Annotated in this window: 19 protein-coding genes; 10 read left to right on the forward strand and 9 right to left on the reverse strand. The window is 69.3% G+C overall.

Annotation, left to right across the window (positions count from 1 at the left end; all coding sequences use genetic code 11):
* The first annotated feature begins 157 nt into the window (after positions 1-157).
* Complete coding sequence (locus NGJ44_RS12020; protein ID WP_053245487.1) at positions 158-1408, forward strand: MFS transporter; 1251 nt, start codon at positions 158-160, stop codon at positions 1406-1408.
* 5 nt (positions 1409-1413) lie between these two features.
* On the opposite strand, the gene NGJ44_RS12025 is transcribed toward NGJ44_RS12020, so the two are convergent.
* Positions 1414-1551 carry a hypothetical protein gene (locus NGJ44_RS12025; RefSeq protein ID WP_251864044.1) on the reverse strand — a complete coding sequence of 46 codons (138 nt, stop codon included), beginning with the start codon at positions 1549-1551 and terminating at the stop codon, positions 1414-1416.
* A 331-nt stretch (positions 1552-1882) separates the two neighbouring features.
* On the opposite strand from NGJ44_RS12025, the gene NGJ44_RS12030 reads away from it, so the two are divergent.
* Positions 1883-3136 carry a GGDEF domain-containing protein gene (locus NGJ44_RS12030; RefSeq protein WP_251864045.1) on the forward strand — a complete coding sequence of 418 codons (1254 nt, stop codon included), beginning with the start codon at positions 1883-1885 and terminating at the stop codon, positions 3134-3136.
* Here NGJ44_RS12030 and NGJ44_RS12035 read toward each other — a convergent pair.
* Complete coding sequence (locus NGJ44_RS12035; RefSeq protein ID WP_369798757.1) at positions 3126-5030, reverse strand: S9 family peptidase; 1905 nt, start codon at positions 5028-5030, stop codon at positions 3126-3128. The genes NGJ44_RS12030 and NGJ44_RS12035 overlap by 11 nt on opposite strands.
* Positions 5031-5218: 188 nt before the next feature.
* On the opposite strand from NGJ44_RS12035, the gene NGJ44_RS12040 reads away from it, so the two are divergent.
* The gene (locus tag NGJ44_RS12040; RefSeq protein WP_053245491.1) at positions 5219-5671 is read left to right on the forward strand and encodes a BPTD_2524 family lipoprotein; all 453 of its coding nucleotides are present in this window, start codon (positions 5219-5221) and stop codon (positions 5669-5671) included.
* Between the two features lie 12 nt (positions 5672-5683).
* Here NGJ44_RS12040 and NGJ44_RS12045 read toward each other — a convergent pair whose 3' ends face one another.
* Positions 5684-6100 carry a PaaI family thioesterase gene (locus NGJ44_RS12045; protein WP_053245492.1) on the reverse strand — a complete coding sequence of 139 codons (417 nt, stop codon included), beginning with the start codon at positions 6098-6100 and terminating at the stop codon, positions 5684-5686.
* A 115-nt stretch (positions 6101-6215) separates the two neighbouring features.
* Between NGJ44_RS12045 and dinB the strand changes: the two genes are divergently transcribed.
* A complete protein-coding gene (gene dinB / locus NGJ44_RS12050) occupies positions 6216-7295 on the forward strand; it encodes a DNA polymerase IV (protein ID WP_053245493.1) in 1080 nt (359 codons plus the stop codon).
* A 31-nt stretch (positions 7296-7326) separates the two neighbouring features.
* Here the strand turns inward: dinB and NGJ44_RS12055 are convergent, their stop codons facing one another.
* Complete coding sequence (locus NGJ44_RS12055; RefSeq protein ID WP_053245494.1) at positions 7327-7785, reverse strand: GatB/YqeY domain-containing protein; 459 nt, start codon at positions 7783-7785, stop codon at positions 7327-7329.
* A 142-nt stretch (positions 7786-7927) separates the two neighbouring features.
* Between NGJ44_RS12055 and hmpA the strand changes: the two genes are divergently transcribed.
* The 3 genes from hmpA (at position 7928) to NGJ44_RS12070 (ending at position 11039) form a co-directional block, all read left to right on the forward strand.
* Positions 7928-9148 carry an NO-inducible flavohemoprotein gene (gene hmpA / locus NGJ44_RS12060; protein ID WP_053245495.1) on the forward strand — a complete coding sequence of 407 codons (1221 nt, stop codon included), beginning with the start codon at positions 7928-7930 and terminating at the stop codon, positions 9146-9148.
* Positions 9149-9192: 44 nt separating this feature from the next.
* Positions 9193-9630 (forward strand): Rrf2 family transcriptional regulator, encoded by a 438-nt coding sequence (locus tag NGJ44_RS12065; protein WP_251864046.1) that lies wholly within the window; start codon positions 9193-9195, stop codon positions 9628-9630.
* Between the two features lie 161 nt (positions 9631-9791).
* Complete coding sequence (locus NGJ44_RS12070) at positions 9792-11039, forward strand: D-amino acid dehydrogenase (RefSeq protein WP_251864047.1); 1248 nt, start codon at positions 9792-9794, stop codon at positions 11037-11039.
* A gap of 20 nt (positions 11040-11059) precedes the next feature.
* Here NGJ44_RS12070 and NGJ44_RS12075 read toward each other — a convergent pair whose 3' ends face one another.
* Positions 11060-11698 carry a flavodoxin family protein gene (locus NGJ44_RS12075; RefSeq protein ID WP_251864048.1) on the reverse strand — a complete coding sequence of 213 codons (639 nt, stop codon included), beginning with the start codon at positions 11696-11698 and terminating at the stop codon, positions 11060-11062.
* A 142-nt stretch (positions 11699-11840) separates the two neighbouring features.
* On the opposite strand from NGJ44_RS12075, the gene NGJ44_RS12080 reads away from it, so the two are divergent.
* Positions 11841-12767 carry a LysR substrate-binding domain-containing protein gene (locus tag NGJ44_RS12080; protein ID WP_251864049.1) on the forward strand — a complete coding sequence of 309 codons (927 nt, stop codon included), beginning with the start codon at positions 11841-11843 and terminating at the stop codon, positions 12765-12767.
* Here NGJ44_RS12080 and NGJ44_RS12085 read toward each other — a convergent pair.
* Both NGJ44_RS12085 and NGJ44_RS12090 read right to left on the reverse strand, forming a co-directional pair.
* Positions 12749-14518 carry an acyl-CoA dehydrogenase gene (locus NGJ44_RS12085; RefSeq protein ID WP_251864050.1) on the reverse strand — a complete coding sequence of 590 codons (1770 nt, stop codon included), beginning with the start codon at positions 14516-14518 and terminating at the stop codon, positions 12749-12751. The genes NGJ44_RS12080 and NGJ44_RS12085 overlap by 19 nt on opposite strands.
* A 34-nt stretch (positions 14519-14552) precedes the next feature.
* Positions 14553-16208: an acyl-CoA synthetase gene (locus tag NGJ44_RS12090; protein ID WP_251864051.1), complete on the reverse strand. Its 1656-nt coding sequence runs from the start codon at positions 16206-16208 to the stop codon at positions 14553-14555.
* Between the two features lie 182 nt (positions 16209-16390).
* Between NGJ44_RS12090 and NGJ44_RS12095 the strand changes: the two genes are divergently transcribed.
* Entirely contained in the window at positions 16391-17101 is a 711-nt protein-coding gene (locus NGJ44_RS12095; protein WP_053245498.1) for a Crp/Fnr family transcriptional regulator, read from the forward strand.
* Here the strand turns inward: NGJ44_RS12095 and NGJ44_RS12100 are convergent.
* Complete coding sequence (locus NGJ44_RS12100) at positions 17092-17787, reverse strand: aspartate/glutamate racemase family protein (protein ID WP_251864052.1); 696 nt, start codon at positions 17785-17787, stop codon at positions 17092-17094. The two genes, NGJ44_RS12095 and NGJ44_RS12100, sit on opposite strands and share 10 nt — an antisense overlap.
* 108 nt (positions 17788-17895) lie before the next feature.
* Between NGJ44_RS12100 and gorA the strand changes: the two genes are divergently transcribed.
* On the forward strand, positions 17896-19254 hold the full coding sequence (gorA, locus tag NGJ44_RS12105) for a glutathione-disulfide reductase (RefSeq protein ID WP_251864053.1): 1359 nt from the start codon (positions 17896-17898) through the stop codon (positions 19252-19254).
* A 25-nt stretch (positions 19255-19279) separates the two neighbouring features.
* On the opposite strand, the gene NGJ44_RS12110 is transcribed toward gorA, so the two are convergent.
* Entirely contained in the window at positions 19280-20098 is an 819-nt protein-coding gene (locus tag NGJ44_RS12110) for a DUF72 domain-containing protein (RefSeq protein ID WP_251864054.1), read from the reverse strand.
* Positions 20099-20117 lie beyond the last annotated feature (19 nt).

Genomic DNA, 20117 nt, shown 5'->3' on the forward strand with positions numbered 1-20117 from the left:
CACAGTGTCACTTCCGTAGGATGGCCTGAGCCCGCAGCATAGGCGCTATTGGGCATGTCTGTCACTTTCCCGACGAAATATGTCAGATCGGCCCAGGGGCATCTTCCTACACTGTGAGGCAGGTTTTCTCTTATCAGGACTCCTCCGTTCCCCCGTCATGAATTCCGCCCAGAATCCCGCCCTGGCCCCCGATGGCCGCGCCCCGGCGACCGCGCCGGCTCCGGACGCCGACTCTTCCACCGCCTTCAAGGTGCTGGGAGCGATCAGCGTGGCGCACATGATGAACGACATGATCCAGTCCATCCTGCTGGCCATCTATCCGATGCTCAAGGGATCGTTCGGGCTGTCGTTCGCGCAGATCGGCCTGATCACGCTGGTTTACCAGCTCGCCGCCTCGCTGCTGCAGCCGTTCATCGGGTTCTATACCGACCGCAACCCCAAGCCCTATTCGCTGCCGGTGGGCATGGGCTTCACGCTGGTGGGCCTGCTGACGCTTTCCCTGGCGCCGTCCTTCGGCTGGCTGTTGCTGGCGGCGGTGCTGGTGGGCACGGGCTCGTCGGTGTTCCACCCCGAGTCCTCGCGGGTGGCGCGCATGGCTTCGGGCGGCCGCCACGGCCTGGCGCAATCGCTCTTTCAGGTCGGCGGGAACGTGGGCTCGGCCCTGGGGCCGCTGCTGGCGGCGTTGTTCATCATTCCGCACGGGCAGGGCAGCGTGGCCTGGTTCTCCCTGGCGGCCCTGTTCGGCATGGTGGTGCTGGTGGGCATCGGGCGCTGGTACGGCCGCAACCGCGAGCGGCTCAAACCCCGGGCGCGGCGCGCCGGCGCGGCCGCCGGACATGGCCTGTCGCGCGGGCAGGTGCTGGGCGCGCTGGCGGTGCTCGGAGTGCTGGTTTTCTCCAAGTACTTCTACCTGGCGAGCCTGAACAGCTATTTCACGTTCTACCTCATCGGCCGTTTCGGGCTGACCGTGCAGCAGGCGCAGATCTACCTGTTCATTTTCCTGGCGGCGGTGGCCGTGGGCACGGTGGTGGGCGGCCCGGTGGGCGACCGCGTGGGCCGCAAGATCGTGATCTGGGTGTCGATTCTGGGCGTGGCGCCGTTCACACTGCTGCTGCCCCACGCCGACCTGTTCTGGACCGGCGTGCTGGCGGTGATCATCGGGGTGGTGCTGGCCTCGGCCTTCTCCGCCATCGTGGTGTACGCGCAGGAGCTGGTGCCGGGCAAGGTGGGAATGATCGCCGGCCTGTTCTTCGGCTTTGCGTTCGGCATGGGCGGGGTGGGAGCCGCTGCGCTGGGCAAGCTGGCCGACGCCACCAGCATCGCCTATGTCTACCAGGTCTGCGCCTATCTGCCGCTGCTGGGCATCGTGGCCGCGCTGCTGCCGGATGTGGAGCGCCGGCGCGCCTGAGCGTCTCAGGCGGTCAGCGCCAGGAAGGCGGCGAGCAGGAGGGCCGCGAGCAGCAGGCGTATGGGCAGGTTGAGCATGGAGGGGCAGGGCGTCGGAATCGGGCGGGAGGCGCCGGCGGCGGCCCGCCAGGACCGCCGCCGCATGCCGGCAGGCGGCAAACTGTAGGGGTTTTCTCGCAAATCGACTGTCAATTACTGCAAAGAGGATTCCGGCGGGCCATGGCTTGTCGTATTCTTCGTGCCGTGCTCGCGCCATTGTGCCGGCGAGGGCCGCGGCGGGGCAGGAGAAACGCGTTCCACGGTCCGTCGCGCAAGTAACAAAAAGAGTCAAGCGTGCGTGCCTGTAACGCGAGTCATGCCGGCCAGGCCGGCATGACGCCTGCGCGGGCTGCCCTGCCGCGCAGGCGTCCCATGAACCCGGTGCAACAGCAGTTCCGAGCGGCCAGGCGCCCGCCAAGATGCCTGCCGTGATGACATGACGACTTCTTTATTCTTCCTGGTGTGGGCCCTGGCCACCGCACTGGCCGTGCCGTTGCTGCTGCCGTTCTGCGTGCGCGGCCTGGCCGGCGCGCGCGCCTTCGCCGCCGCCAACGTGCTGGCGGTGCTGTCGCTGCTGGCCAGCGCCTGCGCCGGGGTCGGCGCGCAGGCGGCCTGTATGGCGGTGGCCGACGCGAGCTGGCTGTTCTCCATGGGGCTGGTGCACGCGGGGCTGCGGCAGTTCTTCGGCCTGCGCCCGTGGTTCGTCCGCATTTTCGCCCTGGCGGGCGGCTGCCTGGCCGGCATCGGCCTGCTGGGCATGGAGGCGGGGCACCTGGCCGGGCGCATCGTGCTGTATTCCTCGTACACCTGTGCGGCGATGACGGCCACGGGCGCGCTGATACGGCTGCAGCGCCACCAGATCCAGACGCGCGGCGTGGTGCCTTATCTGCTCATTTCCGTATTCGGCCTGGCCGCGCTGCATTTCCTGCGCGTGGTGGTCTACGGCAGCGGCTTGCAGGCGCCGGGGCCGCTGGAGCAGCCAACGCCCTGGGGGCTGTTTTTCATCGTGTGCGGGTCGGTGACCGTGCCGGCCCTGTTCCTGGCGCTGCTGCTGCTCCTGCAGACGCGGATGTCGGAGCGCATGCAGGCGGCGCTGACCTTCGACACGCTGACGCAGGCGTATACGCGGGGCAGCATACTGGACGAGCTGGGGCGCGAGCTGCGGCGCTGCGCCCGGGGCGAGGGCAAGCTGGCCGTGCTGGTGCTCGACATCGATCACTTCAAATCCATCAACGACCGCTACGGACACGCGGCCGGGGACGCGGCCCTGCGCCATTTCGCGCGGGTGGTGCAGCGGGCGGTGCGCGCGAGCGATCGTTTCGGCCGGCTCGGCGGCGAAGAGTTCGTGCTGCTGATGTACGACTGCGAGCCGGCGCGGGCCCTGGTGCACGCACAGCGCGTGTGCGATGCGCTGCGCGACGCGCCGTTCTACCTGCAGGGCATCGAGGTGCCCATGACCGCCAGCGGCGGCCTGGCCTCGTACCAGCCGGGCGATACGGCCGACGTCATCCTGGCCAACGCCGACGCGGCCCTCTACCAGGCCAAGCGCCTGGGCCGCGATCGCGTGGAAATGGCGTGGAAGGGCTGCGGCGCCGGACTGGCGCGGTTCGAGGGGGAGATCGCGCCGGCCGCCCACGCGCCGCTGGCCGCCGCGCTGGCGGCCGAGAGCCCTTCGGGGACTACGGCTTGAGGTGGGTGGTCAGGAACTTTTCCATGGCCTCGTAGAACTCGAACTTGTTCTCGTCGTTGTGGAAGCCGTGGCCTTCGTTGTCCTTGACCATGTATTCCACCTCCACCCCGCGCGCGCGCAGCGCCTTGACCACCTGGTCGCTTTCGTCTTTGTTGACGCGCGGATCCTTGGCGCCCTGGGCGATGAAAAGCGGCGTCTCGATGCGGTCGGCGTGCAGCGCCGGAGAGGTGGCCGCCAGCCGCGCCTTGTCGCGTTCGGGATCGCCCACCATGTCGTGCATCTTGGCAAGCAGGGGCTTCCAGTAAGGCGGAATGGTGTTCATGAACGTGAACAGGTTCGACACGCCCACGTAGTCCACCGCCGCTGCGTACAGGTCGGGCGTGAAGGTCACGCCCGCCAGCGTGGCGTAGCCGCCGTAGCTGCCGCCGTAGATGCCGATGCGCTTGGGGTCGGCGATGCCCTGCTCGACCAGCCATTTCACGCCGTCGGTGATGTCGTCCTGCATTTTCAGGCCCCACTGGCCGAAGCCCGCTTCCCAGAACTGGCGGCCGTAGCCGGTGGAGCCGCGGAAGTTCATCTGCAGCACGCAGAAGCCGCGGTTGGCGAGGAACTGCACCTCGGGGTTGTAGCCCCAGCCGTCGCGCGCCCACGGGCCGCCGTGCGGATTGACCACGCAGGCCAGGTTGCGCGGCTCACGGCCGGCGGGCAGGGTCAGGTAGCCATGGATGGTGAGGCCGTCGCGGCTACGGTAACTGATGGGGCGCACTTCCGACATGGCCGACTCGGGAATCGCGGGATTGATGTCGGCCAGCTTGCCCAGCGTGTCGGCGCCGCTGTCGTAGATATAGCGCGAGCCGGGCGTGCGGTCGTTGTAGGCCGCCACGATGAACTTGTCTTCGTTGCGGTTGGAGCCCTGAATGGCGAGATCGTAGCCGGGCAGCTTCTGCCGGAGCCGCGCAAAGAGCTGCTCGGTCTGCGCGTCGAAGAACTTGTACTGCGGCTTGTCGGTCTGGTAGGCGGCCAGGGTGAGCACCTGGCGCTTGCGAGAGAACGCCGCGCCGTCCAGGTCCACTTCGTCGGTCTTGTAGATTTCTTCCTCGATGTCCGGCAGCGCCGGGTCGATCACCACCAGCGCGAGCTTGTCGCGTCCGCGGTTGCTCAGCGCGTAGAACTTGCGGTTGTCGAATGTGAAGAACGTGGGGCTGACGCTGCTGCGGTAGTCGGTGGTGATGAGTGGCCGGAACTCGGCGTTTTCGTCGTCCCGGTAGAGCAGGGTGGTGTTCAGGCCGTCGCTGGTGATGGCGGCGCGCACCTTGCCGGCGTGGTCGGTCTGCCAGCCCACGACGTTGCCCGGGTTCTGCGCCACCAGCACCGACTGTCCGGTGTGCACATTGACGCGGTAGACGTCGAAGACCTGGGGGTCGCGGCGGTTGTGGCTGATGAGGACGTGGTCGGGATCGTCTTCCAGGTCGTCTTCGATGCCGGCGCGCACGCCGTCATAGGGCGTGAGGTCGGTGATCTGGCCGGTCTTGGCATTGACGGCCAGCACGTGGAAATTCTCGTCGCCGCCGAAATCCTTCTGGTAGAGCACCACGTCGGAGCCTTTCCAGAAGAAATTGCTGATGTCGCGCGCGGTTTCGGCGGTAAGGCGGCGCGGTTCGCCCACCGGCTTGCTGCCTTCGAGCGGCTGGACGTAGATGTTCATGCGGGCGGGCTGGCCATCCACGCTGGCGGGCTGCATGAACCCCAGCGTCTTGCCGTCGTCGGCCAGGCGGAAGAACCCGCGTTCGGGATTGCGGAAGAAGTCTTTGAGGGGGTAGACCTGCGGCGGCTGGGCTGCGTCCGCGCCGAGCGAGATGCCCAGGATGCTGGCGGCCAGCACGGTGCGTTTCATGAAAGAGAACAAGGGGAGCCTCCGGTTTGCTGCGTGAACGGCGCCGCCGGCGCGGCGTATGCCCTGGCGATGATGCCACACCCGCCGACGCGGTGTCGAACCGGCCGCCCGGGGCCCTGCGGGGCGGGCCGCGCGTGCGCGAAGACGGTTATGCGTGATAATTCCGCCTGGCAATCTGGAGATTCCTCATGTATAGAAATCTGGTCGCGGCCTCGGCGCTGGCCCTGGGGCTGGCGGGCTGCTCCATCGGCATTTCGCAAGACAGCCATTCGCCGCGCGCCGAATTCACCGCGCCGGTGGATTACAAAGACGCGTATGACACCGCCGTGCGGCAGGCCAACGCCTGCCTGCGCAGCACCGACAACGCCTACCGCGTGTCGGGCCGGCTCGACACTGCCTCGCAGGCGGGCACCGTGCGCGTGCTGGCCCCGTACAGCGACAACGAAATGGCGCTGGTGGATGTGAAGGGCGCCGGGCCGGGGAAAACGGCCGTGCGCATCGTGATGTGGGGCAAGGGCACCTGGGACGCCGCGGCGGTGCGGGCCATGAGCGACGCCATCGTCTACGGCCTGACCTCGTGCTCCTCGTACATGCCGCTGGACCCCAAGCCGGTCAAGCCATCGAGGGACCTGCCCAGATAGGGCGGGCCGCGCTCAGTCGCCGCCCGGGCGGCGCTTGATGATCTTGAACGTGGCCGTGGCGCGCGCCACCAGTTCGCCGTCGGCGCGGCGTATGTCGCCTTCGCAGAAGGCGATGGAGGCGCCCCGGCGCAGGCAGCGCGCCTCGACGGTAAGGTCGCCCGTGCCGGGCGACAGGAAGGTGGTGTTCATGTCGATGGTGGCCATGCCCTCGGCGGCGTCGGCCGAGCCGCGGGCGGCCGCGCTGAGCACGAAGTCCAGCACGCTCATGAGCGTGCCGCCGTGCACGTCGCCTCGGCTGTTGGTGAGTTCCTGGCGCCAGGGCAGGAAGGCGCGGGCGTGGCCCGGGGCAATGCTTTCCGGCACCAGGCCGATGTAGCTCATGAAGGGAATGGTCAGGCCGAAATAGTCTTGCGGGGCGCTAGCGGTCATGGAAACGTCGGGAGCAGGGTTGGACACGGGGCCGGCGCGCGGCGCGCGCGGCGGCCGGTCATAATATCGCTTTTGCGCACCCTCGCCGGCCCGGCCATTCCGCTTTTTTCATCCCATGCAATTCCAGCGCAAGATCGTGCACATCGACATGGACGCGTTCTACGCGTCGGTGGAGCAGCGCGACAATCCCGAGCTGCGCGGCAAGCCCGTGGTGGTGGCATGGACCGGCCCGCGCTCCGTGGTGTGCGCCGCCTCGTACGAGGCGCGGCGCTACGGCGTGCATTCGGCCATGGCGGCGGCCCGCGCGCAGCGCCTCTGTCCGCACGCCATCTACGTGCCGCCCGATTTCAACCGCTACCGCGAGGTGTCGCGCCAGGTGCGCGAGATCTTCTCGCGCCATACCGACCTGATCGAGCCCCTGTCGCTGGATGAGGCCTACCTGGACGTCACCGAGAACAAGGGCGGACTGCCGTCGGCCACGGAAGTGGCCCAGGCCATCCGCCGCCAGATCCGCGAAGAAACCGGGCTGACCGCCTCGGCGGGCGTGGCGCCCAACAAGTTCCTGGCCAAGATCGCCTCCGACTGGAACAAGCCTGACGGGCTGTTCGTCATCCGGCCCACGCGGGTGCGGGAGTTCCTGCAGCCGCTGCCGGTGCGCAAGGTGCCGGGCGTGGGCAAGGTGACGCAGGCGCGGCTGCAGGAGCTGGGCGTGCGTACGGTGGGCGATCTGGCCATGCTGGGCGCGGCCGAGCTGGAGCATTATTTCGGCCGCCACGGCCTGCGGCTGTATGAGCTGGCGCGCGGCATCGACGAGCGCGAGGTGCAGGCCGACCAGCCGCTGCAGCAGGTATCGGCCGAAACGACGTTCTCGGAAGACCTGCGGCTGGACGCGCTGGGCGAGGCCATCGACCGCATGGCGGAAAAGGTCTGGGCCCAGGCGCGCCGGAAAGGAGCACTGGGCCGCACGGTGGTGCTCAAGCTCAAGACCGACCGCTTCCGCATTCTGACCCGCAGCCAGACCAGCGCGCGGCCGCCGGCCTCGTCCGAAGAGCTGGCGGCGGTGGCCCGCATGCTGTGCGAGCGGGTGGACTTGCCGCCCCACACCCTGTATCGGCTGGCCGGCGTCGGGATGAGCAATTTTTCCGATTCCGCCGAGCAGTCGCGCCAGTACGATCTTTTCGGCGGGGCGTTCTAGGCCGGCCTCGCATGCGGCCTGCCAGCCCCGGCTACAGCCTCGACTTCACCTGCTGCGACAGGGCGCTCATGTCGGCGCGGCCGGCCAGCGACTGCTTCAGGATGGCCATCACCTTGCCCATGGCGGGCGCGCCGGTGACGCCTTGCGCGGCCACTGCGGCCAGGGCGGCGTCGATGGCGGCATCCACTTCTTCCGGGGTCGCGGCCTGCGGCAGGAACTCCTGCAGCACGGCCAGCTCGGCCTTTTCCTGCGCGGCGGTTTCGGCGCGGCCCGCCTGCTCGAAGGCGGCGATGGATTCGCGCCGCTGCTTGACCTGTTTTTCGATGATGGCGGTGATCTCGGCGTCGGTCAGGTCGCGGCGCTCGTCGACCTCCTTCTGCTTGACCGCGGCCAGCAGGAAGCGCAGCGTGGCCAGGCGCTCGGAGGCCTTGGCGCGCATCGCGTCCTTTACGGAGTCGGACAGACGCGTCTTGAGCGTAGCGGTGCTCATGGGTGAACCTTTCTGATGAGATGTTGCGGCGGAACGCCAAGTTTAAACCGCGGCGCCCGGCCGTTTTGCGCGCCGCTTTTTAAACATGTATTATTCGCACATCTTTTAACGCCGCATTGCCGCGGCAAGCCAGGAGTCGTAGATGTTGAGCCCTGAAGTCCGTGCGCTGGTGAAGGCCACCGCGCCCGTCCTGAAAACCCACGGCGTCGATCTCACCCGCCATTTCTATGCCCGCATGTTCCGCCACAACCCGGAACTGCGCCAGATCTTCAACCAGGGCCACCAGGCCGGCGGCCAGCAGCAGCACGCGCTGGCCGGCGCCGTGACGGCGTATGCCGAGCACATCGACGATCCCTCCGTGCTGCTGCCGGTGCTGGAACGCATCGCCCACAAGCACGTGAGCCTGGGCATCCGGGCCGAACACTACGCCATCGTGGGCAAGCACCTGCTGGCGTCCATCCGCGAAGTGCTGGGCGCGGAAGCGGCCACGGACGAGCTCATCGGCGCCTGGGCGGCCGCCTACGGCCAGCTCGCCGACGTGCTGGTGAAAATGGAATCGGAGCTGTATGCCGAAGCGGCCGCCCGCCCGGGCGGCTGGACCGGCTGGCGGGCTTTCCGCGTGGCGGGCAAGCAGCGCGAAAGCGCCGAGATCACGTCTTTCTATCTGGCGCCCGCCGACGGCGGCCCGGTGCCGGAATACCGTCCCGGCCAGTACGTCTCGGTGCGCGTCTACGTGCCCGAGCTGGGCCTGATGCAGCCTCGGCAGTACACGCTGTCGGACGCGCCGGGCCAGGGGCGCCTGCGCATTTCCGTCAAGCGCGAGGCCGCCACGGATGCCACGCCGGCCGGCATGGTTTCCAACACCCTGCATGACCGTTTCGAGGAGGGCAGCGTGCTGGACGTGGCGCCGCCGCAGGGCGATTTCTACCTGCGCGAAGACGACAAGCGTCCGGTGGTGCTGCTGAGCGGCGGCGTGGGCGTGACCCCCATGCTGTCCATCCTGAACCACCTCGTGCGCAACGACGACGACCGCCAGATCCGCTTCGTGCACGGCTGTCGCAATGCTTCGGTGCACGCCATGAAGGAGCACGTCAACGAAGTGGCCGCGTCGCGCGCCAACGTGCGCAAGACGGTGTTCTACGAAGAAGTGGGCCACGGCGACCAGCGCGGCCGCGACTACGACCACCAGGGCCGCGTCGACCTGCGCGCCATCCGCGACGAAGCCATCCTGCCGGACGCGGATTATTATCTGTGCGGTCCGGCCGGCTTCATGCGCGCCCAGCGCGAAGCCTTGCTGGAACTGGGCGTGCCCGCCTCGCGCATCCATGCCGAGGCCTTCGGCACGGGCGGCGTGCCGGCCTGAGCGGTGTATGCTGGCGCCCCGCCGTTTCGCATCGTGACACTGCCATGCAACTGACCCGCTTTACCGACTTCGGCCTGCGCGTGTTGATGTATCTCACGCAATGCCGCGACCGCCCCGCGCCGGTGACGATTCCGGAGATTTCGGAGCGGTTCGGCGTGTCGCGCAACCACCTGGTCAAGGTGGTGCATTTCATGGCGCGGCGGGGTTGGGTGCGCACCGCGCGGGGCAAGGGCGGCGGGCTGGCGCTGGCGCGTCCGGCCGGCGAATACCGGCTGGGCGAGATCGTGCGCGAGCTCGAAGGGCAGGGGCCGCTGGTCGACTGTCGCCAGCCGCCCTGCGCGCTGGACGGTTCCTGCCTGCTGGCGGGCGCGCTGGCGCGGTCGCTGCAGGCTTTCTACGCGGCCCTGGACGCCCACACCCTGGCCGACCTGGTGCGCGAACCCACCGCCGCCGCCATCATCACGCTGCACCGCGCGGCCTGAGTCCGCCGTCGGCATGCCCGCTTTTTTCCGCCCGCGCCGTGCGGCGCGGGCGGGCTCCGCCCCATGATGTTTTGTTATGGCTCCCCGCGAGTTTGCTATTTGCCGCGGGGGACGGCCCGGTTCAGAATCGGCGGGACATTCAGCTTTTTCTCGGGAGCGGTATGCGGGTTTGCGTGATCGGCGCGGGCGTGGTGGGCGTCACCTCGGCTTATTTCCTGGCGCGCCAGGGCCACGACGTGATCCTGGTGGACAGCCAGGCGCGGCCCGCCGAAGTCTCCAGCTACGCCAACGGCGGCCAGCTAAGCTACAGCTACGTGGCGCCCCTGGCCGGCCCCGGCGTGCTCTCCAGCGTGCCCGGCTGGCTGCTGCGCGACGATTCCCCGCTGCGTTTCCGTCCCCGGCTCGATCCTCATCAATGGCGCTGGTGCCTGCAGTTCGCGCTGGCCTGCCGCGCTTCGGTGGCCCGCGCCTCCACCGCCGAGATGCTGACGCTTTCCTATCTGAGCCGCGACGTCATGCATCGCCTGCTCGAGCAGGAAGACCTGGATTTCGGCCATCTCACGAACGGCAAGCTGATCGCCTATCGCAGCCCCCCGCTGCTGGAGAAGGCGCGCGCGCTGGTGGCCTACCAGGCCGAGCACGGCGCCGAGCAGCGCGTGCTGGACGCCGACGAGACCCTGGCGCTGGAGCCCGCCCTGGCCGGCATGGGCGGCAGCCTGGCCGGCGCCATCTATACGCCCAGCGAAGAGGCGGGCGATTGCCGCCAGTTCACCGAGGCGCTGTTCGAACGCCTCGGCACGCTGGGCAACGCCGAATGCGTCATGTCCAATCCGGTGTCGGGTCTGCGCCGCGAGGGCGGGCGCATCGTCGCCGTCGACACGCGCCAGGGCGACATCGCGGCCGACGCCGTGGTGCTGGCCACCGGCATCGGCACCCGCGCGCTGCTCGAGCCCCTGGGCGAAGACGTGCCGCTCTATCCGCTCAAGGGCTACAGCCTGAGCGTGCCGCTGGCGGCCGGCGACCGTGTCGCGCCTTCCATCAGCGTGACCGACTACGAGCGCCGCATCGTGTATGCGCGCGTGGGCAACGTGCTGCGCATCGCCGCCATGGTGGACATCGGCAGCCGCGATGCCGAGATCGACCCGGCCCGCGTGGCGCTGCTCAAGCGCCAGGTGAGCGAGGCTTTTCCCGCGCTGGACTTGCGCCAGGCCATACCCTGGGCGGGCCTGCGGCCGGCCACGCCGACCGGCAAGCCCCTCATCGGGCGCAGCCGCGCGGCGAGCAATCTCTGGCTCAACATCGGACAGGGCGCGCTGGGCTTCACGCTGGCCTGCGGCAGCGCGGCGCTGCTGAGCGCCCAGATCGGCGGGGTCGAACTGCCGCTCGACCCGGCGCCGTTCCGGCCCTGACTGAAGGTGAAGGCGCGCCTTCAGGCCGGCGCCCACACGGCGTGGCTGCGCGGGGTGTCGATGGCGTAGTCGGAATATTTGCGGGCGAAGAATTCGACGCCCAGGGTGTGCGCCGCGCGCAGCGGCTGGCGCGGATCGCCGGCAATCTCGCCACGCAGGTTGCCGGCGCCATGCACGTAGCCCACGAATGCGGAGTGCGAGTACCGCGCGTACTCCTGCAACTGGTGCACGATGCCCAGCGCCGCGCCCGGATAGGTTTCCTCGGAAGCCAGCGCCAGTCCCAGCCGCTTGCCTGCCATGCGCCGGCGCACCCGCGCGGCCTCGTCGGAATCGCCCGCGTAGTGGGCGAACGAGCGGTCGAAAAACGCCTTGGTCTGGGCCGACATGCCATACCAATAGATGGGCGTGGCGAAGAGCACGCCGTCGGCGGGCAGGAAGTGCTCCAGGAACAGCTCGGCATATCGGTCGTCGGGCGCCGGCCGGTGGCGCAGATCCGTCAGGAAGCCGTTCAGGTAGTCGTCCAGGAACAGCAGTTCGGCGCTCGTGCCGGCCTGGCGGGCGCCCTCCAGCGCGGCGACCGCGAGCGCGGCGCTGTTGCCGTCGCGCCGCGGACTGCCCACCAGCACGAGCAGCCGTTGGGTATGATGACCTGAATTCATGGTTCTCTCCTCGGAAGCAAAAGGCGGTTGCCTTCCATCAGGGAGAACTCTAGGGCGTCCGCAGGGCCGCCACAAACGACGATTCCTATATCTGGATGAATTCAATTCATCCATAGCGGGGCTGTGCCCCAGGGAGCATGCCATGTTCGCCGCCATGCCCATCACCGCCCTGCGCGCGTTCGAGGCGGCCGCGCGCCTGCGCAGCTTCAAGCTGGCGGCGGCCGAGCTGGCCGTCACGCCCACGGCCGTGTCGCATCAGGTGCGCGCCCTGGAAGAACACCTGGGCGCGCCGCTGTTCGAGCGGGTGCCGCGCGGAGTGAGACTGACCGCGGCAGGCGGGAGCCTGTTCCAGTCGGTGCATGCCGCGCTGCTCGACGTGGCCCGCGCCATGGACGCGTTGCGGCCCAGGCCGGCCGCCGGCGCGCTGACGGTTTCCGTTACGCATTCCTTTGCCGCGCTGTGGCTGGTGCCTCGTCTCGGGCGCTTCTACGCGGCGTTTCCGCAATACCGCCTGCGCCTGGACGCGCGCAGCGAGCCGGTGGACCTGCTGCAGGACGCCAGCGTGGACGTGGCCGTGCGCTACAGCCGGCGGCGCTACCCTGCGCTGCGCGAAGCCGCGCGGCTGCCCGAGGTGTTCCGCGTGTATGGCGCGCCGGCGCTGCTGGCCAGGCTGGACGCCGGCCCGCCGCCGCTGGTGACGGTGCGGTGGCGCGATTCGGCGCTGTACGACGAGGGCTGGCGCGACTGGTGCGCGGCGGCGGACCGGCCGGGCTGGCGCGAGCCGGCCCTGGTGCTGCCTTACGCCGAGGAGCACTACGCCCTGCAGGCCGCCACGGCCGGGCAGGGGCTGGTGCTGGCCAGCTCCGTGATGGTGTCGGACTGCGTGCGGGGCGGCGCGCTGGCCCCGTACCGGCCCGAGGTGAGCGTGCCCGGCGCGGCGTATACGGCCTTGTGCGCGCCGGGCCGGGAGCGTCACGCGCCCGTGCGGGCCTTCCTGGATTGGCTGGAGCGCGAGTTCGCGGCGGAAGCGGGGTCCGCCGCGAGCCCGCCTCAGGGCTCGACCTCGTAATCGGCCGAGCCCAGCACCGCCGCCGCCATGCCGGGCGCCTGGCTCAGCTTGTGCAGGGCGTAGCACTGGGCCGTGGCGATCTTGGCCTCGTGGAATGCCGGATCTTCGGCCTTGAGGTCGAGGCTGGCGAGCAGCGCCCGCGCCATCTGCCAGCCGGCCAGCGTGGTGCCGGCCAGCAGCAGATAGGGCACGGCCGCGCCGAACACGGCATTGGGGGCGGAGGCGGCGTGCTCCAGCACGAAGCCGACGGCGCTGGCCAGCGCCTCGCGCGCCTGGCGCAGCGGAGCCAGCATGCGCCTGGCCTGCGGTTCGGCGCGGGCCTGCAGGTCGTGCTCGGTCTTGGCGATTTCGTCCAGCAGCCAGCGCGCCGTCGCGCCGCCGTCGCGCAGCGTCTTGCGCCCCACCAGGTCGTTGGCCTGGATGGCCGTGGTGCCTTCGTAGATGGGCAGGATGCGCGCATCGCGGTAGTACTGGGCCGCGCCGGTTTCCTCGATGTAGCCCATGCCGCCATGCACCTGCACGCCCAGGCTGGCGACCTCGACGGACATCTCGGTGCACCAGCCCTTGACGATGGGAACCAGGAATTCCTGCACCGCGCGGTGGCGCTTGCGCGCCTCCGGATCTGGGCTGGCGTGGGCCAGGTCGGCGTGGCCGGCCGTGTAGTAGCCCAGGGCGCGCCCGGCTTCGGTGAGGGCGCGCATGGTGCCCAGCATGCGGCGCACGTCGGGGTGGCGGATGATGGGCACGGCCTCGCGCGAGGAGCCGTCCACCGGGCGGCTCTGCACCCGTTCGGCGGCATAGGCCAGCGCGTGCTGGTGGGCGCGCTCGGCCACAGCCACGCCCTGCATGCCCACGGCGAAGCGGGCGGCGTTCATCATGATGAACATGGCGTCCAGCCCGCGGTTTTCTTCGCCCACGATATAGCCCACCGCGCCGCCCGCGTCGCCGTACTGCAGCGTGCAGGTGGGGCTGGCCTTGATGCCCAGCTTATGTTCGATGGAGACACAGCGCACGTCGTTGCGCTCGCCCAGGCTGCCGTCTTCGTTGACCAGGAACTTCGGCACCAGGAAGAGCGAGATGCCTTTCACGCCTTCGGGCGCGCCGGGCACGCGGGCCAGCACGAGGTGGATGATGTTCTCGGCCAGGTCGTGTTCCCCGTAGGTGATGAAGATCTTGGTGCCGCTGATGCGGTAGGTGCCGTCGCCGGCGGGTTCGGCGCGGGTGCGCAGCAGGGCCAGGTCGGACCCGGCCTGCGGCTCGGTCAGGTTCATGGTGCCGGTCCAGCGGCCGGAGATCATGGGCTCGATGTAGCGCTGGCGCAATGCCGGCGAGCCCGCGGTGAGCAGCGCTTCGATGGCGCCGTTGGTCAGCAGCGGGCAGAGCGCGAAGGACAGGTTGGCCGAATTGAGCATTTCGGCGCAGGCCGCGCCCAGCAGGCCCGGCAGGCCCTGGCCGCCGTATTCGGCGGGATGGTTCATGCCCTGCCAGCCGGATTCGGCGTACAGGCGGAAAGCCTGCTTGAAGCCGGCCGCGGTGCTGACCTCGCCGTCGCGCCAGCCGCCGGGGTCGCGGTCGGCGGTCTGGTTCAGGGGCGCCAGCACGTCGGCGGCGAAATGCGCGGACTCGTCCAGCACGGCCCGCACGGTGTCGGCGGTGGCGTCCTCGAAGCCGGGCAGGGCGGCCACCTGCGGCAGGCCCGCCAGGTGGTTCAGCACAAACAGCATGTCCTTGACGGGGGCTTGGTACGGCATGGCGTAATGGCTCCTGGAAAAAACGGGTTGGGGCTCAGGCGGGCCGCTTGGGGTCGGCCAGGTCGATGGCCCGCGTGGCGCCCACCGCGGCGCGCAGCTCGAACTTCTGGATCTTGCCGGTGGAGGTCTTGGGCAGTTCGCCAAAGCGTACCGCGCGCGGCACCTTGAAGCCAGGCAGCAGCAGCTTGCAGTGGGCGATGATCTCCTCCTGCGTGGCGGCGCAGCCGGGCTTGAGTTCCACGAAGGCGCAGGGCGTTTCGCCCCACTTGGGGTCGGGCATGGCCACCACCGCCACGGCGGCCACGGCCGGGTGCCGGTACAGCGCGTCCTCGACCTCGATGCTGGAGATGTTCTCGCCGCCGGAAATGATGATGTCCTTGCTGCGGTCCTTGATGCGCACGTAGCCGTCGGCGGTCATGACGCCCAGGTCGCCGGTGTGGAACCACCCGCCGCGCAAGGCTTCCTCGGTGGCGCGCTCGTTCTTCAGATAGCCCTTCATGCAGATATTGCCGCGGAACATGATCTCGCCCACGGTCTGTTCGTCGGCCGGCACGGGCTCCATGGTGTCGGGGTGGCGCACCGAGACGCCGGCCTGCAGGTGATAGCGCACGCCTTGGCGCGCGGTAAGCAGGACGCGGCGCTCGTCGTCCAGCGCGTCCCAGGATTCCTGCCGCGCGCAGACGGCGGCCGGCCCGTAGACTTCGGTGAGGCCGTACACGTGCGTCAGCTCGAAGCCGATTTCGCGCATCTTGGCGATGACCGACGGCGCGGGCGCGGCGCCGGCGACCATGGTGCGCACCGTATGCGCGATGCCCTCGCGCAGGGCGGCGGGCGCGTTGGCCAGGGCGCTCTGCACGATGGGTGCGCCGCAGTAATGGGTGACGCCCTCGGCGCGGATCAGGTCGAAGACGGTCTGCGGGTCGAACTTGCGCAGGCACACGTTGACACCGGCGCGCGCCGCGACGGTCCAGGCGAAACACCAGCCGTTGCAGTGAAAGAGCGGCAGGGTCCAGAGATACACCGGGTGCTTGGGCATGTCCCATTCGAGGATGTTGGACAGCGCGTTGAGATAGGCGCCCCGGTAGTGGTAGACCACGCCTTTGGGATCGCCCGTCGTGCCGGAGGTGTAGTTCAGGGCGATGGCGTCCCATTCGTCGGGCGGAGGCTGCCAGTCGTAGCGGGCATCGGCCGCGGCCAGGAATTCCTCGTAATCGACGGCGCCGGGCAGGGCGGCCGGCGCGCCGTCCAGATCGTGCACCGAGATCAGCTTGATCTGGGGAAACTCGGCGCGGGCGCGCTGGGCGATCTCGGCGTATTCGGTGTCGATGATGAGGGCGCGGGCCTCGCCGTGGCCCAGCATGAAGAGCACGCTGGCCGTGTCCAGGCGGGTGTTGAGGGTGTTGAGCACCGCACCCAGCATGGGCACGCCGAAATGGGCTTCGATCATGGCCGGAATGTTGGGCAGCATGACGGCGACGGTGTCGCCGCGCCCGATGCCGGCGCGCTCCAGCGCGCTGGCCAGGCGTTGCGCGCGTTCGTAGGTCTGGCCCCAGGTCCGGCGCACCCGGCCATGGACCACGGCCAGCCGGTGGCCGTAGACCTCGGCCGCGCGGGCGATGAAATCCACCGGGGTGAGAGCTTGGTAGTTGGCCTCGCGGCGCGCCAGGCCATGTTCGAACATGCCGCTCATGCGTTGTCTCCTGCGGGGCGCTGCGGCGCCCCTTATTGCTGTGCCGGACTTGTTTGATCTGGGCAGATCGTTTGATCCGGGCCGATTGCCCTAGCTTAACCAGGCGTCGAAAATGCAGTCTGTCGCCTGCATGACAGACGCTTTTACGCTTCGGCAATCCCGAGTTTTACACGGATCTCAGCATGTCCGACGTTTCAAACATCGTTTCCCCGGCGGAACGGGAGGCGCTTTTCCGCGCCTGTGCCTGGTTCCGGGCCCTGGCGCCGGCGCACCAGGCGCTGGTGCTGGGCGCGGCGCGCGCCGAGCGGGTGCCCGACGGCGCCTGTGTGGCCCGGCGCAACGCGCCCGCGGATTTCTGGCTGGGCGTGCACACCGGCCTGCTCAAGCTGGCGATCTACAACGAGTCCGGCCGCAGCTGCACCTTCTCGGGCGTGCCGCCCGGCGGCTGGTTCGGCGAGGGCAGCGTCATCAAGCGCGAGCTGCGCAAGTACGATGTGGTGGCCATCCAGCCTTCGCTGGTCATGCAGGTGCCCGCGCACACTTTTCACGAGCTGCTGGCCTCCAGCCTGCCGTTCTCGCGCTTCGTCATCGACCAGCTCAACAATCGCATGGGCGAGTTCATCGCCTCTATCCAGAATCACCGGCTGCTCGACCCCGATGCGCGGGTGGCGCAATCGCTGGCGCAGTTGTTCAACCCCAATCTTTATCCGTCCACCGACCTCGCCCTGCCCATTTCGCAGGAGGAGCTGGGCTATCTCACCGGCCTGTCGCGCCAGCGCGTGAACCAGGCCCTGCAGTCGCTGGCCGACCAGGGCATGCTGGCGCTGGCCTACAACCAGATCCGGGTGCTGGACCTGGAGCGGCTGCGCCGGCACGGACTGGATCAGCTCTGACCGGCCGCCCGCGCCAGCGCCGCGCGGGCCAGGATGCGGGTGGAATCCAGCACGGGCAGCCCGCAGCCGGCCTCGTCCAACACCAGCGGCAGCTCGGTGCAGCCCAGCACCACGGCGTCGCAGCCGGCGTTGGCCAGCCGCCGGGCCACCGCCTGCAGCGCCCGTACCGAGTCGGGCTCGAAGCGGCCGTAGACGAGTTCGTCCATGATGATGCGCGCGACCCGGTCGCGGTCGGCCTGGTCGGGGCGGAGGAAGTCCAGCCCGCGGGCGCGCAGCGCGTGCGGATAGACGCTGCTGTCGACCAGCCAGCGCGTGCCCATCAGGCCGAGCCGGCGATGGCCCCGGCCGGAGGCCTGGGCGGCGACTTCCTCGGCGATATGCAGCCAGGGCAGGGGCGAGCGGGGCAGCGCCAGCGGCAGCGCCTGGTGGATGGTGTTGTCGGGGCAGACGAGGAAGTCCGCCCCGGCGCGCGCCAGCTTCTGCGCCGACGACAGCATCAGCTCGGCCACGCCCTGCATGTCGCCGGCGTCGAGGCAGCGCACGTAGTCCGCCAGCGAATGCGAGTGCAGCGAGACTTCGGGGTGGGCATGCGGACCGAGCCGGGCGGCGCCCTCGGCGCAGAGGGTGCGATAGCAGAGGGCTGCTCCTTCGGCGGAGCAGGCCACGATGCCGATGTGGCGTGTCATTGCGTCTCCTTTGTTCCGTCGCGCCCGGGCAGGGGCGCACTGCCATGCCGCCGCCCGTCGCCGGTGTTTAAATACAGGCTTTCCCGCATTGAGGATGCAAGGTACATCATGGCATTCGATTTTGACCTGTTTGTGGTGGGCGCCGGTTCCGGCGGCGTGCGCGCGGCGCGTTTCGCGGCCGGTTTCGGCGCCAGGGTGGCCGTGGCCGAGAGCCGCTACCTGGGCGGCACCTGCGTGAACGTGGGCTGCGTGCCCAAGAAACTGCTGGTCTACGGCGCGCACTACGGCGAAGACTTCGAGCAGGCCGGCGCCTTCGGCTGGACGGCGGGCGAGCCGCGGTTCGACTGGCCCACGCTGATCGCCAACAAGAACCGCGAAATCGCGCGCCTCAACGGCATCTACCGCAACCTGCTGGTCAATAGCGGCGTCACGCTGCTGGAAGGCCATGCCCGCATCCGCGATCCGCATACGGTGGAGGTCGACGGCAAGCCATGCACCGCCGAGCACATCCTGGTGGCCACGGGCGGCTGGCCCAAGGTGCCTGAGATCCCCGGCAAGGAATACGCCATTACCTCCAACGAGGCGTTTCACCTGGAGGCGCTGCCCCGCCGCGTGCTGGTGGTGGGCGGCGGCTACATCGCCGTGGAGTTCGCGTCGATCTTCAACGGCATGGGCGCGCAGACCACGCAGGTCTACCGCGGCCCCCTGTTCCTGCGCGGCTTCGACCAGGGCGTGCGCGAGCACCTGCGCGACGAACTCGTCAAGAAGGGCATCGCGCTGCGCTTCAATACCGACGTGGCGCGCATCGACAAGCGCGCGGACGGCTCGCTGGCCGCCACCCTGAAAGACGGCGAAGTCATCGAGACGGATTGCGTGTTCTACGCCACGGGCCGCCGCCCCATGCTGGACGGCCTGGGCCTGGAGAACACGGCCGTCAAGCTGAACGCGCATGGCTTCATCGCCGTGGATGACGAGTATCGCACGGACGAGCCCTCCATCCTGGCCATCGGCGATGTGATCGGCCGCGTGGCGCTCACCCCGGTGGCGCTGGCCGAGGGCATGGCCGTGGCGCGCCGGCTGTTCCGCCCCGAGGAATACCGCAAGGTGGACTACCGGCTCATTCCCACCGCGGTGTTCAGCCTGCCGAACATCGGCACGGTGGGGCTTACCACCGAGCAGGCGCGCGAGGCGGGCCACGAGGTGAAGATCTTCGAGAGCCGTTTCCGCCCCATGAAACTGACGCTGACGGACTCGCAGGAAAAGACCCTGATGAAGCTGGTGGTGGACGCCGCCACCGACCGCGTGCTGGGCGTGCACATGGTGGGGCCGGAGGCCGGCGAGATCGTGCAGGGCCTGGCGGTGGCGCTCAAGGCGGGCGCCACCAAGTGCGTCTTCGACGAAACCATCGGCATCCATCCCACGGCAGCCGAAGAGTTCGTCACCATGCGCACGCCGGTGGCGCAGTAGGGCAGGCCCGGCGCGCCGGCCGGCCCTACAGCCTGTCGAGCAGGGCCAGCGCGCCCGCGGGGGCGCGTTCCTTGGCGCCGTTGATGAAAAAAGCGTAGACCTCGCCATGGCCGCCCGCCCGCGCGGGCGGCGCGTCCTCCACGTGCGGCAGGTCGGGCGGCTCGCCCGCCGCCCAGGCGCGCAGGCGCTTTTCCCATTCGGCCAGCGCGTGCGGCGCATAGCCCGCCTTGTAGGCGGTGCTGGCGCGCATCAGCCGCACGTAGGCGAAGCTGCCCGTGCGGTCGGCGATGGAAGGGTAGTCGTCGCTGTCCGTGTATACCGTGGCGGCGCCGCGCTGCCGCGCCAGCGCCAGGTATTCCGGGCAGGCAAAACTGGGATGCCGCACGTCCAGCGCGTGGCGCAGCGCGATTCCGTCCACGGCGTCGGGAAGCTGGTCGAGAAAGGCGCCGAAATCGCCGGCGTCGAACACCTTGGTCGGCGCGAACTGCCATACGATGGGGCCCAGCTTCGGGCCCAGCTCGGCGATGCCGCTGTGCACGAAGCGGCGTATGGATTCGCCCGCCTCGGCGAGCTTGCGGCGGTTGGTGGCGTAGCGCGAGGCCTTGAGGGTGAACACGAAGCTCGCGGGCGTCTCATCGCGCCATTTGGCGTAGGTGGCGGGTTTTTGGGCGCCGTAGTAGGTGCCGTTGACTTCGATGGCCGTCAGCCGGCTGCTCGCGTATTCCAGCTCGCGGGCCTGGGGCAGGCCCTCGGGGTAGAAGGTGCCGCGCCAGGGCTCGTAGGTCCAGCCGCCGATGCCGACGCGGATGGCGCCGGCGCGCGGCGCGGGGTTGCGGGAAGTCACGGGTTGCGCCTCCTTCCTG

This window comes from Achromobacter sp. Marseille-Q4962, assembly GCF_943737005.1.
Lineage (GTDB): Bacteria > Pseudomonadota > Gammaproteobacteria > Burkholderiales > Burkholderiaceae_B > Achromobacter.

What these genes read in the sequence shown, in the direction of transcription:
- NGJ44_RS12020 (WP_053245487.1), top strand. Translation starts at nt 158, where the DNA reads ATGAATTCCGCCCAGAATCCCGCCCTGGCCCCCGATGGCCGCGCCCCG.
- NGJ44_RS12025 (WP_251864044.1), bottom strand. Translation starts at nt 1,551, where the DNA reads ATGCGGCGGCGGTCCTGGCGGGCCGCCGCCGGCGCCTCCCGCCCGATT.
- NGJ44_RS12030 (WP_251864045.1), top strand. Translation starts at nt 1,883, where the DNA reads ATGACGACTTCTTTATTCTTCCTGGTGTGGGCCCTGGCCACCGCACTG.
- NGJ44_RS12035 (WP_369798757.1), bottom strand. Translation starts at nt 5,030, where the DNA reads ATGAAACGCACCGTGCTGGCCGCCAGCATCCTGGGCATCTCGCTCGGC.
- NGJ44_RS12040 (WP_053245491.1), top strand. Translation starts at nt 5,219, where the DNA reads ATGTATAGAAATCTGGTCGCGGCCTCGGCGCTGGCCCTGGGGCTGGCG.
- NGJ44_RS12045 (WP_053245492.1), bottom strand. Translation starts at nt 6,100, where the DNA reads ATGACCGCTAGCGCCCCGCAAGACTATTTCGGCCTGACCATTCCCTTC.
- dinB (WP_053245493.1), top strand. Translation starts at nt 6,216, where the DNA reads ATGCAATTCCAGCGCAAGATCGTGCACATCGACATGGACGCGTTCTAC.
- NGJ44_RS12055 (WP_053245494.1), bottom strand. Translation starts at nt 7,785, where the DNA reads ATGAGCACCGCTACGCTCAAGACGCGTCTGTCCGACTCCGTAAAGGAC.
- hmpA (WP_053245495.1), top strand. Translation starts at nt 7,928, where the DNA reads ATGTTGAGCCCTGAAGTCCGTGCGCTGGTGAAGGCCACCGCGCCCGTC.
- NGJ44_RS12065 (WP_251864046.1), top strand. Translation starts at nt 9,193, where the DNA reads ATGCAACTGACCCGCTTTACCGACTTCGGCCTGCGCGTGTTGATGTAT.
- NGJ44_RS12070 (WP_251864047.1), top strand. Translation starts at nt 9,792, where the DNA reads ATGCGGGTTTGCGTGATCGGCGCGGGCGTGGTGGGCGTCACCTCGGCT.
- NGJ44_RS12075 (WP_251864048.1), bottom strand. Translation starts at nt 11,698, where the DNA reads ATGAATTCAGGTCATCATACCCAACGGCTGCTCGTGCTGGTGGGCAGT.
- NGJ44_RS12080 (WP_251864049.1), top strand. Translation starts at nt 11,841, where the DNA reads ATGTTCGCCGCCATGCCCATCACCGCCCTGCGCGCGTTCGAGGCGGCC.
- NGJ44_RS12085 (WP_251864050.1), bottom strand. Translation starts at nt 14,518, where the DNA reads ATGCCGTACCAAGCCCCCGTCAAGGACATGCTGTTTGTGCTGAACCAC.
- NGJ44_RS12090 (WP_251864051.1), bottom strand. Translation starts at nt 16,208, where the DNA reads ATGAGCGGCATGTTCGAACATGGCCTGGCGCGCCGCGAGGCCAACTAC.
- NGJ44_RS12095 (WP_053245498.1), top strand. Translation starts at nt 16,391, where the DNA reads ATGTCCGACGTTTCAAACATCGTTTCCCCGGCGGAACGGGAGGCGCTT.
- NGJ44_RS12100 (WP_251864052.1), bottom strand. Translation starts at nt 17,787, where the DNA reads ATGACACGCCACATCGGCATCGTGGCCTGCTCCGCCGAAGGAGCAGCC.
- gorA (WP_251864053.1), top strand. Translation starts at nt 17,896, where the DNA reads ATGGCATTCGATTTTGACCTGTTTGTGGTGGGCGCCGGTTCCGGCGGC.